The 12,920-nt window shown below is 67.2% G+C and carries 13 protein-coding genes; 7 read left to right on the top strand and 6 right to left on the bottom strand.

Annotation, left to right across the window (positions count from 1 at the left end; all coding sequences use genetic code 11):
• Positions 1-3: 3 nt before the first annotated feature.
• From OP498_RS01330 to gloB, 4 genes are all read right to left on the bottom strand, one after another.
• Entirely contained in the window at positions 4-1,077 is a 1,074-nt protein-coding gene (locus OP498_RS01330) for a microcin C ABC transporter permease YejB (protein ID WP_280545780.1), read from the bottom strand.
• A 59-nt stretch (positions 1,078-1,136) separates the two neighbouring features.
• Positions 1,137-2,966, bottom strand: a complete 1,830-nt coding sequence (locus OP498_RS01325; RefSeq protein WP_280545781.1) for an extracellular solute-binding protein — start codon at positions 2,964-2,966, stop codon at positions 1,137-1,139.
• Between the two features lie 42 nt (positions 2,967-3,008).
• Complete coding sequence (locus OP498_RS01320; protein ID WP_280545782.1) at positions 3,009-4,190, bottom strand: transglycosylase SLT domain-containing protein; 1,182 nt, start codon at positions 4,188-4,190, stop codon at positions 3,009-3,011.
• A 73-nt stretch (positions 4,191-4,263) separates the two neighbouring features.
• On the bottom strand, positions 4,264-5,031 hold the full coding sequence (gloB, locus tag OP498_RS01315; protein WP_280545783.1) for a hydroxyacylglutathione hydrolase: 768 nt from the start codon (positions 5,029-5,031) through the stop codon (positions 4,264-4,266).
• 96 nt (positions 5,032-5,127) lie between these two features.
• Between gloB and OP498_RS01310 the strand changes: the two genes are divergently transcribed.
• From OP498_RS01310 to nudC, 4 genes are read left to right on the top strand one after another with little or no spacing between them, the layout of a single operon-like run.
• A complete protein-coding gene (locus OP498_RS01310) occupies positions 5,128-5,901 on the top strand; it encodes a methyltransferase domain-containing protein (RefSeq protein ID WP_280545784.1) in 774 nt (257 codons plus the stop codon).
• The gene (rnhA, locus tag OP498_RS01305) at positions 5,894-6,364 is read left to right on the top strand and encodes a ribonuclease HI (protein ID WP_280545785.1); all 471 of its coding nucleotides are present in this window, start codon (positions 5,894-5,896) and stop codon (positions 6,362-6,364) included. The genes OP498_RS01310 and rnhA overlap by 8 nt, the downstream gene beginning before the upstream one ends.
• A 38-nt stretch (positions 6,365-6,402) precedes the next feature.
• A complete protein-coding gene (gene dnaQ, locus OP498_RS01300) occupies positions 6,403-7,164 on the top strand; it encodes a DNA polymerase III subunit epsilon (protein WP_280545786.1) in 762 nt (253 codons plus the stop codon).
• Positions 7,164-7,937, top strand: a complete 774-nt coding sequence (nudC, locus tag OP498_RS01295) for an NAD(+) diphosphatase (RefSeq protein ID WP_280545787.1) — start codon at positions 7,164-7,166, stop codon at positions 7,935-7,937. The genes dnaQ and nudC overlap by 1 nt, the downstream gene beginning before the upstream one ends.
• 32 nt (positions 7,938-7,969) lie before the next feature.
• Here the strand turns inward: nudC and OP498_RS01290 are convergent, their stop codons facing one another.
• The gene (locus tag OP498_RS01290; protein ID WP_280545789.1) at positions 7,970-8,281 is read right to left on the bottom strand and encodes an SCP2 sterol-binding domain-containing protein; all 312 of its coding nucleotides are present in this window, start codon (positions 8,279-8,281) and stop codon (positions 7,970-7,972) included.
• A 133-nt stretch (positions 8,282-8,414) separates the two neighbouring features.
• On the opposite strand from OP498_RS01290, the gene sohB reads away from it, so the two are divergent.
• Positions 8,415-9,455 (top strand): protease SohB, encoded by a 1,041-nt coding sequence (gene sohB, locus OP498_RS01285; RefSeq protein WP_280545790.1) that lies wholly within the window; start codon positions 8,415-8,417, stop codon positions 9,453-9,455.
• A gap of 11 nt (positions 9,456-9,466) precedes the next feature.
• Here the strand turns inward: sohB and OP498_RS01280 are convergent, their stop codons facing one another.
• Positions 9,467-9,796, bottom strand: coding sequence for a metalloregulator ArsR/SmtB family transcription factor (locus OP498_RS01280; protein WP_280545791.1), 330 nt, complete (start codon positions 9,794-9,796; stop codon positions 9,467-9,469).
• A gap of 332 nt (positions 9,797-10,128) precedes the next feature.
• Here OP498_RS01280 and OP498_RS01275 point away from each other — a divergent pair, with 332 nt between their 5' ends.
• A complete protein-coding gene (locus OP498_RS01275) occupies positions 10,129-12,039 on the top strand; it encodes a propionyl-CoA synthetase (protein WP_280545792.1) in 1,911 nt (636 codons plus the stop codon).
• Between the two features lie 189 nt (positions 12,040-12,228).
• Positions 12,229-12,912, top strand: coding sequence for a 7-cyano-7-deazaguanine/7-aminomethyl-7-deazaguanine transporter (locus OP498_RS01270; protein WP_280545793.1), 684 nt, complete (start codon positions 12,229-12,231; stop codon positions 12,910-12,912).
• Positions 12,913-12,920: the final 8 nt, after the last annotated feature.

Genomic DNA, 12,920 nt, shown 5'->3' with positions numbered 1-12,920 from the left:
GAATCAGGACTCCCGTGTCTCGAAGTCGATGCGCGGGTCCACCCACACATAGGTCAGGTCGGAGATCAGCTTCAGGACCAGGCCGATCAGGGTATAGAGGTAGAGGGTGCCGAAGATCACCGGGTAGTCGCGCTGCATTACCGCCTCGAAGCCCAACAGGCCCAGGCCGTTGAGCGAGAAGATGACCTCGATCAGCAGCGAGCCGGTGAAGAAGATGCCGACCAGGGCGGCCGGCAGCCCGGCGATGATGATCAGCATGGCGTTGCGGAAGACGTGGCCGTAGAGCACTCGTCGGTCGCTGGCCCCCTTGGCACGCGCGGTGAGCACATATTGCTTGTGGACCTCGTCGAGGAAGCTGTTCTTGGTCAGCATGGTCAGGGTCGCGAAGCTGCCGATCGCCGAGGCGATCACCGGCAGGGTGATGTGCCAGAGGTAGTCCTTGACCTTGCCCCAGGCGGAGAGCTCGCCGAAGTCCGGGGAGGTGAGGCCGCGCAGCGGAAACAGGTCCCAGTAGCTGCCGCCGGCGAACAGCACGATCAGCAGGATGGCGAACAGGAAGCCGGGGATGGCATAGCCGACGATCACCAGTCCCGAGCTCCAGACGTCGAAGCGTGAACCATGTTGCAGCGCCTTGCGAATGCCCAGCGGGATCGATACCAGATAGACCACCAGCGTGGTCCACAGCCCCAGCGAGATCGATACGGGAAGCCGCTCGAGCATCAGGGTGGTGACCTGCTCGTCGCGGAAGAAGCTCTCGCCGAAATCGAAGGTGGCGTAGTCGGCGATCATGCCGAGGAAGCGCTCATGGGCGGGCTGGTCGAACCCGAACTGGGCCTCGAGCTTCTCGATGAAGGCGGGCGGAATGCCCCGGGCGCCTCGCGACTCGCCGCCCGACGCGACGTCTCCGCCACCCCCTTCCATGCGGGTGCTCGCCTGGCTCGAGAGCCCCTGGAAGCGGGCCAGCACCTGGTCGATGGGACCGCCCGGGGCGGCCTGGACGATGATGAAGTTGAGCAGCATGATCCCCAGCAGGGTGGGGATCATCAGCAGCAGGCGGCGCAGTACATAGCGGGCCACAGCGTATCCTTACTCCACGGATGATGGCAGCCGGCGAACCGGCCACCGGTCATGCACCTTCAGCGGTTGCGCTGACGGGTCTCGATCTCGGCGCCGCGCTCGGGATCCACCCACCAGGCGGCCAGGTCCAGGTTGTACGCGGGGAAGGGCTCCTTCCAGCCGAACTTGTCCCACAGGGCGATGCGTGTCTTCCCGAGGTGCCACTGGGGAATCACGTAGAAGCCCCAGCGCAGCACCCGGTCCAGCGCTCGGGCGGCGGTGTCCAGCGCCTCCCGGGAGTCGGCGGCGATCAGGGTGTCGACCAGGTCGTCGACCACCGGGTTGCTGAGCCCGATCAGGTTGCGGCTCTGGGGAACCTCGGCATATTCGCTGGTCCAGAAGTCGCGCTGCTCGTTGCCGGGGTTGGCCGACTGGGGGAAGCTGCCGACGATGATGTCGAAGTCGAAGCTGCGCAGCCGGTTGAGGTACTGGTTGACGTCGACGATGCGAATATCACCCTGGATGCCGATCTTGGCCAGGTTCTGCAGCAGCGGCTGCACGACCCGCTCGAACTGGGTGTCGAAGAGCAGTACCTCCAGCTTCAGCGGCGCACCGGAATCGAGGTGGGTCATGACGCCATCACGCACCACGTAGCCTGCCTCGTTCAGCAGCTCCAATGCCCTGGCGAGCCGTGGACGCATCTGCTCGGGATGCTCGATGGGCAAGGGTTCTGCGAAGACCCGCTCGGGCAGGGCCTCGCGGTGAGGCTCGAGCAGGGCCAGCTCGGCCTCGCTCGGCAGGCCCTCGGCGGCCATCTCGGAGTTGGCGAAGTAGCTCTCGGTGCGCTGGTAGGCGCCGTAGAAGAGATTGCGGTTGAGCCACTCGAAGTTGAAGGCCAGGTTGAGGGCCTCGCGGACCCGAACGTCCTGGAACTTGTCGCGGCGCAGATTCATCACGTAGGCCTGCATCCCGGCGGGCTGGCCGTCCGGCACCTCGAGCCGTTTGACGAACCCCTCTGCCAGGGCCGGGAAGTCATAGGCGGTGGCCCAGTTCCGCGCACTGGTCTCGATGCGCATGTCGAGGTTGCCGGCCTTGAAGGCCTCGAGGGCCACCGTCTGGTCGCGGTAGTAGTCGTAGACCAGCCGTTCGACGTTGTGGCGGCCCCGGTTCACCGGGAGGTCCCGTCCCCAGTAGTCGTCGACGCGCTGGTAGACGATGCGCCGTCCCGGCTCCACCTCGCCGATGCGGTAGGGGCCGGAGCCGAGCAGGGCATCGCGGGTGGTGGCTTCGAAGTCACGCTCCTGCCAGAAGTGGGCCGGCAGGATCGGCAGCTGGCCGATGATCAGCGGCAGCTCACGGGACTCGCTGTCGGCCAGGTCGAAGTGCACCGTGTCCTCATCCACGGCGCGAACTCCCGCGACGTCCGCATAGTAGGCGCCGTAGAAGGGCTGGCCCTTCTCCGTCAGGGTCTCGAAGCTGAACACCACGTCCTCGGCGGTGACCGGCTCGCCGTCATGGAAGCGTGCTTCGGGGTGCAGGTCGAATTCGATCCACTGCCGCTCGGGATCCAGCCGTACGCCCTCGGCGAGCAGGCCATACATCGAGAAGGGCTCGTCGGGGTTCTGGGTCAGCAGTGTATCGTAGATCTCGGTCAGCCCCGTGGCCGGGGTGCCGCGGATGATGAAGGGGTTGGTGGAATCGAAACTACCGATGGCTGAGCGCACCAGGCTGCCCCCCCTGGGGGCGTCGGGGTTCGCATGGGGAAAGTGCGCGAAGTCCGCCGGCAGGCGCGGGTCGCCATAGAGGGCCAGTCCGTGCACGGTCGGTACATCGGCCGGGGCGGCCGCCAGGGCCGGTCCGCCGAGCAACGTGCCCAGCAGCAGGCCCAGGCCAGGGGCAGCGTGTCGCATCGATCAGGTTCCTTGTAGCAGGCGGGGGCGTGGCCCCGATCATCAACTACCGGAAAGTGTCAGCTGTTGGCCCGGTTGTAAAGCGTCGGGCCGCTCGATGCTGTTCCAGCGAGCCAGGTCAGCCAGCGCCACGGCGTGGCGCGAGGCGATGGCGGAGAGGCTGTCTCCGCGGCGGACCACGTAGACCTCGTCGTCGACAGTCGTGCGCCCGGGGGTATCGCTGCGCAGGCGGGCCACCATGCGCGTGGCACTGTCGGCGGGCACCAGCAGCCGCTTGACGTGGCGGGGGTCGGCCCGGTTACCGAGCAGGCCGGGATTGAGGTCGGCCAGCGCTGTGCGTGAGACGCCCGCCAGGCGGGCCGCCTCGCCGAGTTTCAGCGTCCGGGTCACCGGGACCTCGGCGACGGCCGGCGCGGCGTCGATCTGGGGCAGTTCGACGTCGTAGCGTTCCGGTTCGGCGATGATCGCCGAGATGGCAATCAGCTTGGGGACGTAGGCCATGGTCTCTCGCGGCAGATCGAGGTCCCAATAGCTGCCGGCCTGCCCTCGGGAGAGCGCGGCGCTGCGGGCACGGTTCACGGTGCCGGCACCGGCATTGTAGGCGGCCAGGGAGAGCGCGATGTCACCCTCGTACCACTGCTCGGCCTGCATCTCGATGTAGTCCAGGGCGGCACGGGTGGAGCGCGCTACATCCAGGCGGCCATCGTAGCCGCCGCCGCGGCGCAGCCCCAGGGCGTTGCCGGTGCCGGGCATGAACTGCCAGAGGCCTGCCGCGCCGCGGTGGCTACGGGCGGTGGGGTCGAAGGAACTCTCGATGAAGGGGATCAGGGCGATCTCGCCGGGCAAGCCGCGCTCTTCCACCCGCGCGGTGATCCAGGCGAGCCAGGGCCGGGCGCGCTCGGTGATCTCGACGATGTTGTGGGGGCTCTGGCGGTAGTGGTCGATCCACTGCTGCACGCGTGCCTGATCGGCGTCCTCCTGCCACTGGAAGGCCTCGGCGAGGCGCGACCAGGCATCCCCGGGCTCGAGGGCCAGGGCATCCCAGAAGCTCTGGTTCGGAGGAAGCGGGGTAGGCTGGGCCGTGTGGCTGGCCGAATCGTCCTTGAATACGCGCTGGGGTGTCGGTGAGGCCTGGCTGTTGCCGGTGGTGGCCATCAGTGAACCCATCAGCGCGAGACAGCTGGTGAAGCCCAGGATCCGTCGACGTGTCGTGTGGTAGGTCATCGAAAGGTGATCTCCTGGTCATGCAGGGGCCTGCCGCCACGGGCAGGCTTCGTGTCGTCCAACAACGGCGTGTTCAGAAGGCATCCTTCCAGGCGCGCAGCGTGGTGAAGGTCGCCAGATCGCTGTCGGTGTCGCCATGCGCCGCCGCGGCCTGGCGCACGCCGGCCGAGGCGCAGCGCAGGAAGGGATTGATGCGCCGTTCGCGACCCAGGGTGGTGGGCAGGGTGGGGCGGTCGAGTTCACGGGCGCGCTGGCACTCCGCCACGGCGGCCTCGACATCGGGGTTGTCCGGGTCGGCGGCGCGGGCGAACGCCAGGTTGGCCAGGGTGTACTCGTGGGCGGCGAACACCAGGGTGTCCTCGGGCAGGGATTCGAGGCGCGACAGCGACGCATGCAGCTGTGCCGGGGTGCCCTCGAAGAGCCGGCCGCAGCCGGCACTGAACAGCACGTCGCCGCTGAACAGCAGCGGCGGGATGCCCGGCGTGAAGAAGCCGATATGATCCAGGGTGTGGCCGGGCAGGGCGTACACCTCGAACAGCCGGCCCATTACCCGTACTTCGTCGCCGTCGCCGACCCGCTCGTCGATGCCTTCGATCTCGGGGTTGTCCGGGCCGATCACCCGCGGCGAATAGCGCTTGATCAGCTCCGCCAGGCCGCCGGTGTGGTCGTGATGATGGTGGGTAATCAGCACGCTGCCCAGCTTCAGCCCCTCGCGCTCCAGCCACTCGATCACCGGCGTTGCATCGCCGGGGTCCACCACGCAGACTGCCTGGCTCGTGTCCTGGCGCAGCAACCAGATATAGTTGTCGCTAAAGGCGGGTATCGGTGTCACGCTCAACATGGGCTTGGGGTCCTTGACGGAGGCGTTGCCAGACGCTGCCGCGATTCGTTGCGATAGGGTTTACAAAATCCGGCACTGTGGAGGGAAAACGGCACTATGTCAAATTCGCGGGATCCCCACACCCTGACGCGACTGGTCCGTGAGGGACGGCTTTACTGGGCCTCAACGGCCGGTCAGGCGCTGTGGCGGGCCGAGCGCGCCTGCCTGGGGCCGGTCTGCGAACGCCTCGTCGGGCAGCACAGTCTGGAGCTGGGCATGGCCCCCGTGCTCAGCGACATCTGCCCGATCCGCCATGCCCTGGGCTGGTCACCGAGCCGCGAGATGGCCGACCATGACGCGACCCTGGTGTGCCCCCCGGATGCCCTGCCTCTCCCCGATGATAGCCTGAGCCTGGTGGTGGTCCACCATCTGCTTGAGGTGGTGGACGAACCGCACCACATGCTGCAGGAGGCGGCGCGTGTCACCGCCGACAATGGACGACTGATCATCTTCGGCTGGTGTCCGCTGAGCGCCGGTGGGCTCTCGCGGGCCTGGCCGGGCAGACGACGTCGCATGCCCTGGCGAGGCCACTGGCGCTCTCCCGGGCGGCTTGGCGACTGGCTGGCGTTTGTCGACTTCGAGATAGAGCGGGTAGACTATTGCGGTTTTCATCTGCCCGGCAGCCTGCCGCGCAATACCGTACTGGAGACCCTCGGGCGGCGCCACAATTTGCCGCTGGGTGACAGCTACATGATTCATGCCCGCCGCCGGGCGCAACTCGCCCAGTCGCAGCGCTCGCACTTCGAGCTGGCCCGCCCCCTGGTCGGGCCGGCGCTGGGCAGCGCCACGCGGGTCGGGCCACAACCGGAAAGGAACCGCAAGGGTGACTGACAGACGCCACGCCGAGCCCCCGCAGACAGTGACGATCTATACCGACGGGGCCTGCCGCGGTAATCCCGGCCCCGGCGGATGGGGGGCCCTGCTGGTCAGTGGTCACCACGAGAAGGCGCTCAAGGGCTACGAGGCGGAGACCACCAACAACCGCATGGAGCTGATGGCGGCGATCATGGCGCTGCGCGAGCTCAAGTGCCCCTGTCGGGTGGCGCTGTGGACCGACTCGGAGTACCTGCGCAAGGGCATCACCGAGTGGATCCACAACTGGATCAAGCGTGGCTGGAAGACCGCCTCCCGCCAGCCGGTCAAGAATGCCGAGCTATGGCGAGAGCTCCACGAGGAGACCCATCGCCACGCGATCGAGTGGCACTGGGTCAAGGGGCACAGTGGCCATCCCGGCAACGAGCGGGCCGACGAGCTGGCCAACCAGGCCATCGACGAACACCGGGCCCGCGCCTGACGTCCCGCTTTTCCCTTGCGACCCGACGAGAGACTGCCATGCGTCAGATCATTCTGGATACCGAGACCACCGGCATCGATCCCCGTGACGGCCATCGCCTGATCGAGATCGGGGCGGTGGAGATGGTCAACCGCCGCCTTACCGGCAATCGCTATCACCAGTACATCAACCCCGAGCGCAAGATCGAGGCCGAGGCCGTGGGCGTGCACGGCATCACCAACGAGCGGGTGGCCGAGGAGCCGGTCTTCGCCGAGGTCGCCGATGCCTTCTGGGCCTTCATCGAGGGGGCCGAACTGGTGATCCATAACGCCCCCTTCGACGTGGGCTTCATCGATCATGAGCTCGGCAGGCTCAACACGCGGCGCGGCGAGCCACGGCTCGGTCCGGTGGCCGACCACTGCCGGATCCTCGATACCCTGACCCTGGCGCGCGACAAGCATCCCGGCCAGCGCAATAGCCTGGACGCCCTGTGCAAGCGCTACGAGATCGACAACGGGCATCGTGTCCTGCACGGCGCTCTGCTCGACGCCGAGATCCTCGCCGACGTCTACCTGGCCATGACCGGGGGGCAGACCCTGCTCTCCCTGGACGCCTCGGCGACCTCGCAAGGGCGTGCCGGTGAGCCGCAGGGGCTAGCCATCCGCCGGCTGTCCCTTTCCCCGGGCCAGCTGCGGGTGGTGCCACCCGACGAGGCGGAACTGGCGGCCCATCGGGCCAAGCTGGAACGTATCCGCGATGCGGCCGGCGAGTGTCGCTGGGATGCTCACCCCGGCCTGCCCGTCGGTGAGCCGTCACCCTGATGCTGCGGCGAGAACTGCCCAGCGAAGAGGCGGCCGGGCGGGTCATTCGCCTGGCCGGGGGGCGCATCGCGCCCGGGGTCGACGAGGGTCCGCTGCAAGCCTTCCAGCCCTGGCATGAGCGGATGCAGCCGCTGTGCTGGTGGCAGGAGGAGCCGGTGGCGCTCTCGCTGGAGGCACAGCCCGGGGAAGACTGGCTCGACGCCCGGGCCTGGCTGGCCCGCCTGCCGGAATCCTGGTACCCACTGGTCTCCACGGCGCTCCAGGTGGCGGCCTGGCTCGACAACCACCGCTTCTGTGGCCGCTGCGGTGCGCCGACGAGGCGCCTCGATGCCGAGTTCGCCATGCATTGCGAGCAGTGCGGCCATCGCAACTACCCGCGCATCTCGCCCTGCATCATCACCCTGGTCACCCATGGCGAGTCGCTGCTGCTGGCCCGTAGTCCGCGCTTCCCGCCGGGGCGTTACTCGACCCTGGCCGGGTTCATTGAGCCCGGCGAATCGGCCGAGGAGGCCGTGCGCCGCGAGATCTTCGAGGAGGTGGGGCTCAGCGTGGGGCGCGTCAGTTACTACAAGAGCCAGGCCTGGCCCTTCCCCCACTCGCTGATGCTGGGGTTCTTTGCCGAGGCGGCCAGCCGGCGCATCCGCATCGACGGCGTCGAGATCGCCGATGCCGCCTGGTTCAGCCCGCGGCGCCTGCCCCAGCTGCCGCCGCTCTACTCCATCTCCCGGGCGCTGATCGAGACCCACCTCAGGGAGGTCGAGCCTCGGGGCTAGGATGCTGAAGGGTCTGACCCCAGGATGAGTGCTCAGTGGCCGGGGAACAGGCGGGTCAGCTGTGTGGCCAGCATGACGTTGCCGGTGGCCTTGAGCTTGCCGGTCATGAAGGCGTTCATGCCGTTGATCTCGCCGTTCATCACCCCCATGAGGGTCTCGCGGCTCATGCTCAGGCTGACCGAAGGGTCGTCGTGCTCGCCCTCGTGGACGTCCAGCGTGCCGTCGTCCACGACCAGATAATGGTCGTCGGCATCGGAGAAGTGGAACTGGAAGACTTCATGCATGCCGCTGGCGGCCTCGGCGTCGAAGCGACGCTGGAGCTTGTCGATGGTGGCGTCTGACATGGGGATCCTTGATCGCAGGGGAGGGTGTCCGGTGTCAGAGCGTATTTGAAACGATCGTTTTAATCAAGCGCCCTTGTGCCGGCGGGAAGGCCGCGGGCAGGATGTCGGGACAGCGAGGACAGAGGAGAAAACGGTGAACGAGTGGCTGACGGAATTCGGCATGTTCGTGGCGCAGCTGTTGACCCTGGTGGTGGTCATCGGCCTGGCGGTGGCGGTGATCCTGCGGGTCAGGGGCGAGACCGGGGAGCGCACCCGACTGCGACTCGAGGAGCTCAACGGCACGCGCCGTTACCGCCGTCGGCGCATGCAGCTGGCGGCCAGCCAGCCGGGGGCGCGCAAACGGCTGACCAAGGCCTTCCGGCGCGATGACAAGAAACATGAGCGTCGCGGTCGCAAGGAGGAAGGGGAGGCCTCGCCGACGGTCTGGGTGCTCGATTTCCATGGTGACATCAAGGCCAGTGGCACCGGGCAGCTGGCCGAGGAGGTCTCGGCGGTGCTGGCGGTGGCCAGCCAGGGGGACGAGGTGGTGATCCGCCTGGAGTCGGCCGGCGGCCTGGTGCATGGCTACGGCCTGGCGGCCGCCGAGCTGGATCGCCTGCGCCAGGCGGGCCTCTCCAGCACGGTGTGTGTCGACAAGGTGGCCGCCAGCGGCGGTTACCTGATGGCCTGCGCGGCCGACCAGCTGCGAGCCGCCCCCTTCGCGGTGATCGGCTCCATCGGGGTGGTCGCCCAGCTGCCCAACCTGTATCGCCTGCTCAAGCGCCACGACATCGACGTGGAGTTGCTCACGGCGGGGCGCTACAAGCGCACCCTCACGGTCTTCGGTGAGAATACCGAGGAGGGCCGCGAGAAGTTCCTCGAGGACCTCGAGACCACCCACCAGCTCTTCAAGCGCCATGTGGCCGAGCGGCGTCCGGGGCTCGACATCGAGGCGGTGGCCACCGGCGAGATCTGGTACGGCAGTGATGCCCTGGCCAGAGGCCTGGTGGATGCCCTGGGTACCAGCGAGGCCTACCTGGTCGAGCGCATGCAGCAGGCGCAGGTGATCAGCCTGAAGCTGGAACAGAAGCACAGCCTCGGCGACCGTCTGGGCCTGGCGGTCTCGCGGGGCGTGGAGCAGAGCATCGAGCGGGGGCTGGAGATGCTCGATGCCGGGCGTTGGCAGAAGCGCTGATCGGCAGGCTCCTAAGGCCTGCCGCCCAATTCCAGGCTGCCGAGGGCCTCGATGAGGGTTCTCGCCCGCTTGCCATGCAAGGAGTAGTAGATGGTCTGGGACTCGCGGCGGGTACTGACCAGGTTCTCGCGACGCAGGATCGCCAGGTGCTGGGAGAGCGCCGACTGGCTGAGCGAGAGTCGCTGGTTGAGCTCGGTCACCGACAGCTCGGTGCCGTCGAGCAGGCAGAGTATCCGCAACCGGTTGTCGTTGGCCATCGCCTTGAGCAGGGCGCTGGCCTCGTCGATAACCGCTGTGCCGCCTTCCAGGAGGCGTGCTGCAGCGCCGCTGGTATTGCCCATGATCTGTCCCCTGCCGGGCAGGTCCGGCATCCCGGTTGCCGGTTGCCTGCGCTGTTGAGTGCCTTCCCATGAGCCCGCCGTTCGCGGGTGGCGTCAGTTGCTCGTGCATATCCTGATTCAGCTTATCCTCAATAATAGTCCAGCTTGGCGTCTGTCGCCGAGTCAACGCTGGATCAATGGCGAATCCGCTGCGTCGCCCGCCTTGTTGTCGACAATTGAGCCCGGATGCCTTGCACTTTTGTCGATGATTAGCCGATGGTATGAGGTTAGGACCGCGAAGTTGCTCTAGAGTGTCAACAATTAACGCCCCTTCGATTGCTGACAGGATGCAGATGAGCATGTACCAAGACGAGTTTCGCCGCTCCATTGATCACCCCGAGGCCTTCTGGGCCGAGCAGGCCAGGCGCATTCCCTGGTTCACCCCGCCCACGACCATTCTCGAATACGACGCGGCGGGCCATGCTCGCTGGTTCGTGGATGGCGAGCTCAATATCTGCCATGCCGCCCTCGATCATCATGTCGAGCAGGGCCGTGGCGATCAGCCGGCCATCTTCTGGGACTCCCCGGTCACCGACAGCAAGCGGACCCTCACCTTCGCCGAGCTACGTGACCAGGTGGCCCGCTTCGCCGGGGCCTTGAAGGCGCTGGGCGTGGAGAAGGGCGACCGGGTGGTGATCTACATGCCCATGGTGCCCGAGGCGCTGGTCGCCATGTACGCCTGCGCGCGCCTGGGCGCCGTGCACTCGGTGGTGTTCGGCGGCTTTGCCCCCCACGAGCTGGCCGTGCGCATCGAGGATGCCGAGCCCAAGGTCGTCGTCGCCGCCTCCTGCGGGGTCGAGGTCGACCGGGTGCTGCCCTACAAGCCGATCATCGACGCGGCCATCGAGCAGAGCCGCTACAAGCCCGAGGCCTGCGTGGTGTTCCAGCGCGACCAGCATCGCGTTGAACTGGGGGCGATCGACCACGACTGGGCAACCCTGGTCGAGAAGGCCGAACCGGCCGACTGCGTGCCGGTCAAGGGCAGCGATCCGCTGTATGTCCTCTACACCTCCGGGACCACCGGCAAGCCCAAGGGGGTCGTGCGCGATACCGGCGGCTATGCCGTGGCACTGAGCTATTCCATGGACACCATCTACGACGTGGCTCCCGGCGACGTCTTCTTCTCGGCCTCCGACGTGGGCTGGGTGGTCGGCCATTCCTACATCGTCTATGCCCCCCTGCTGCGCGGCTGCACCACCGTGGTCTACGAGGGCAAACCGGTGAAGACCCCGGATGCCGGGGCCTTCTGGCGGCTGATCAGCGAGTACCGGGTCAAGAGCTTCTTCACCGCGCCCACGGCCTTCCGCGCCATGAAGAAGGAAGACCCGGACGCCAGGCTGATGGCCCAGTACGATCTCTCCTGCCTCAAGGCGCTGTTCCTGGCCGGTGAGCGCCTGGATCCACCGACCTTCCACTGGCTGGACGACCTGATGGACGTGCCGGTGATCGACCACTGGTGGCAGACCGAGACCGGCTGGCCGATTGCCGCCAACCTCCAGGGCCTGGAGCCGATGCCCACCAAGGCGGGGAGTGCGACGGTGCCGGTGCCCGGTTTCAACGTCCAGGTCCTGGATCGCGAAGGAGAGCCGGTCGGCGCCATGGAGCAGGGCAGCGTGGTGATCAAGCAGCCGATGCCGCCTGGCTGTCTGAGCGGTATCTGGGGTGACCCGAAGCGCTTCCACAGCGCCTACATGGCGGCCTTCCCCGGCTACTACCTGACCGGTGACGGTGGCTACTTCGACGAGGATGGCTACCTGTTCATCATGGGGCGCACCGATGATGTCATCAACATCGCCGGCCACCGGCTCTCCACCGGCGAGATGGAAGAAGTCGTCGGCGCCCATCCCGCCGTGGCCGAATGCGCGGTGATCGGCATTCACGATGCCCTCAAGGGCCAGCTGCCGGTGGGGCTGGTGATTCCCAAGGATGGCTTCGACGGTGACGAGGTCGCGCTCGAGGAGGAGCTGATCGCCCTGGTGCGCGAGAAGATCGGGCCCGTCGCCTGCTTCAAGCAGGTGCTGGTGGTCGACCGCCTGCCCAAGACCCGTTCCGGCAAGATCCTGCGCAAGTTGCTGCGCAACATCGCCGACGGCAAGGAGTTCGGCGTGCCCTCGACCATCGACGACCCGGCGAGCCTGCAGGACGTGCACGAGGCCATGAAGGATCGCTCGGTGGGTACCGCCCACGAGGCCCGCCCGATCTGACGCCAGCCGCGCCGACGCCTGACCTCGACCGCAAGACGCCGCCGCCCTTGAAGGGCGGCGGCGTCTCCGGGGCAGGGCGAGCCATGGCCAGGCGCCGGGTCAGGCCGTATAATGCCCGGCCCGTCCGCCCCACGGGCGGCTCCCGTGACACGAGGGTTCCCTCACCCCTCCCCAAAAAAGGATGCCGTGATGTTCGTGCTTTCCGATGCCCAGTATCGGCGCTGCCTGGCGCTGCTGGTCGCCTTCCATATCCTGGTCATCGCCGCCAGCAACTACCTGGTCCAGCTGCCCTTCACCCTGTTCGGGTTCCATACCACCTGGGGCGCCTTCAGCTTCCCCTTTATCTTCCTGGCCACCGATCTCACCGTGCGCCTGTTCGGCAAGGAGCCGGCGCGAGCCATCGTGCTGAGGGTCATGCTGCCGGCGCTGGTGATCTCCTATGTCGTCTCGGTGGTCTTTCCGCGCGGCGGCTTTGCCGGTCTCGAGGGGCTGGGCGAGGGGAATCTCTTCGTCGCGCGGATCGCGCTGGCAAGCTTCATGGCCTACGTGCTGGGCCAGTTGCTGGACGTGCAGGTCTTCGACCGCCTGCGCACCCTGAAGGCCTGGTGGGTGGCGCCGGCGGTCTCCACGGTGCTCGGCAACCTGGTCGATACCTTCGCCTTCTTCTCCATTGCCTTCCACGAGAGCCCCGATCCCTTCATGGCCGCCAACTGGCCGGAGATCGCCTGGGTCGACTACGTCATCAAGCTCGGCATCAGCCTGGCGTTCTTCCTGCCCCTGTATGGCGTGCTGCTGGCCTGGCTCAGCCGCCGCCTGGTGGCCGTGACGGGCAGCCCCGACCTGATGCCCGGCGCGGCACGGGCCCGAATCTGACTCTACCC

This window comes from Halomonas sp. 25-S5 (assembly GCF_029889845.1).
GTDB lineage: Bacteria > Pseudomonadota > Gammaproteobacteria > Pseudomonadales > Halomonadaceae > Halomonas.
Note: the sequence above shows the minus strand (reverse complement) of the source record. Positions and strands in the feature narration are given on the sequence as shown.

Bases quoted from the DNA above. Each gene is read 5' to 3' on its own strand.
- OP498_RS01270 (WP_280545793.1), top strand. From the start codon at position 12,229: ATGTTCGTGCTTTCCGATGCCCAGTATCGGCGCTGCCTGGCGCTGCTG.
- OP498_RS01290 (WP_280545789.1), bottom strand. From the start codon at position 8,281: ATGTCAGACGCCACCATCGACAAGCTCCAGCGTCGCTTCGACGCCGAG.
- OP498_RS01320 (WP_280545782.1), bottom strand. From the start codon at position 4,190: ATGACCTACCACACGACACGTCGACGGATCCTGGGCTTCACCAGCTGT.
- OP498_RS01310 (WP_280545784.1), top strand. From the start codon at position 5,128: ATGTCAAATTCGCGGGATCCCCACACCCTGACGCGACTGGTCCGTGAG.
- dnaQ (WP_280545786.1), top strand. From the start codon at position 6,403: ATGCGTCAGATCATTCTGGATACCGAGACCACCGGCATCGATCCCCGT.
- nudC (WP_280545787.1), top strand. From the start codon at position 7,164: ATGCTGCGGCGAGAACTGCCCAGCGAAGAGGCGGCCGGGCGGGTCATT.
- OP498_RS01275 (WP_280545792.1), top strand. From the start codon at position 10,129: ATGAGCATGTACCAAGACGAGTTTCGCCGCTCCATTGATCACCCCGAG.
- OP498_RS01280 (WP_280545791.1), bottom strand. From the start codon at position 9,796: ATGGGCAATACCAGCGGCGCTGCAGCACGCCTCCTGGAAGGCGGCACA.
- OP498_RS01325 (WP_280545781.1), bottom strand. From the start codon at position 2,966: ATGCGACACGCTGCCCCTGGCCTGGGCCTGCTGCTGGGCACGTTGCTC.
- gloB (WP_280545783.1), bottom strand. From the start codon at position 5,031: ATGTTGAGCGTGACACCGATACCCGCCTTTAGCGACAACTATATCTGG.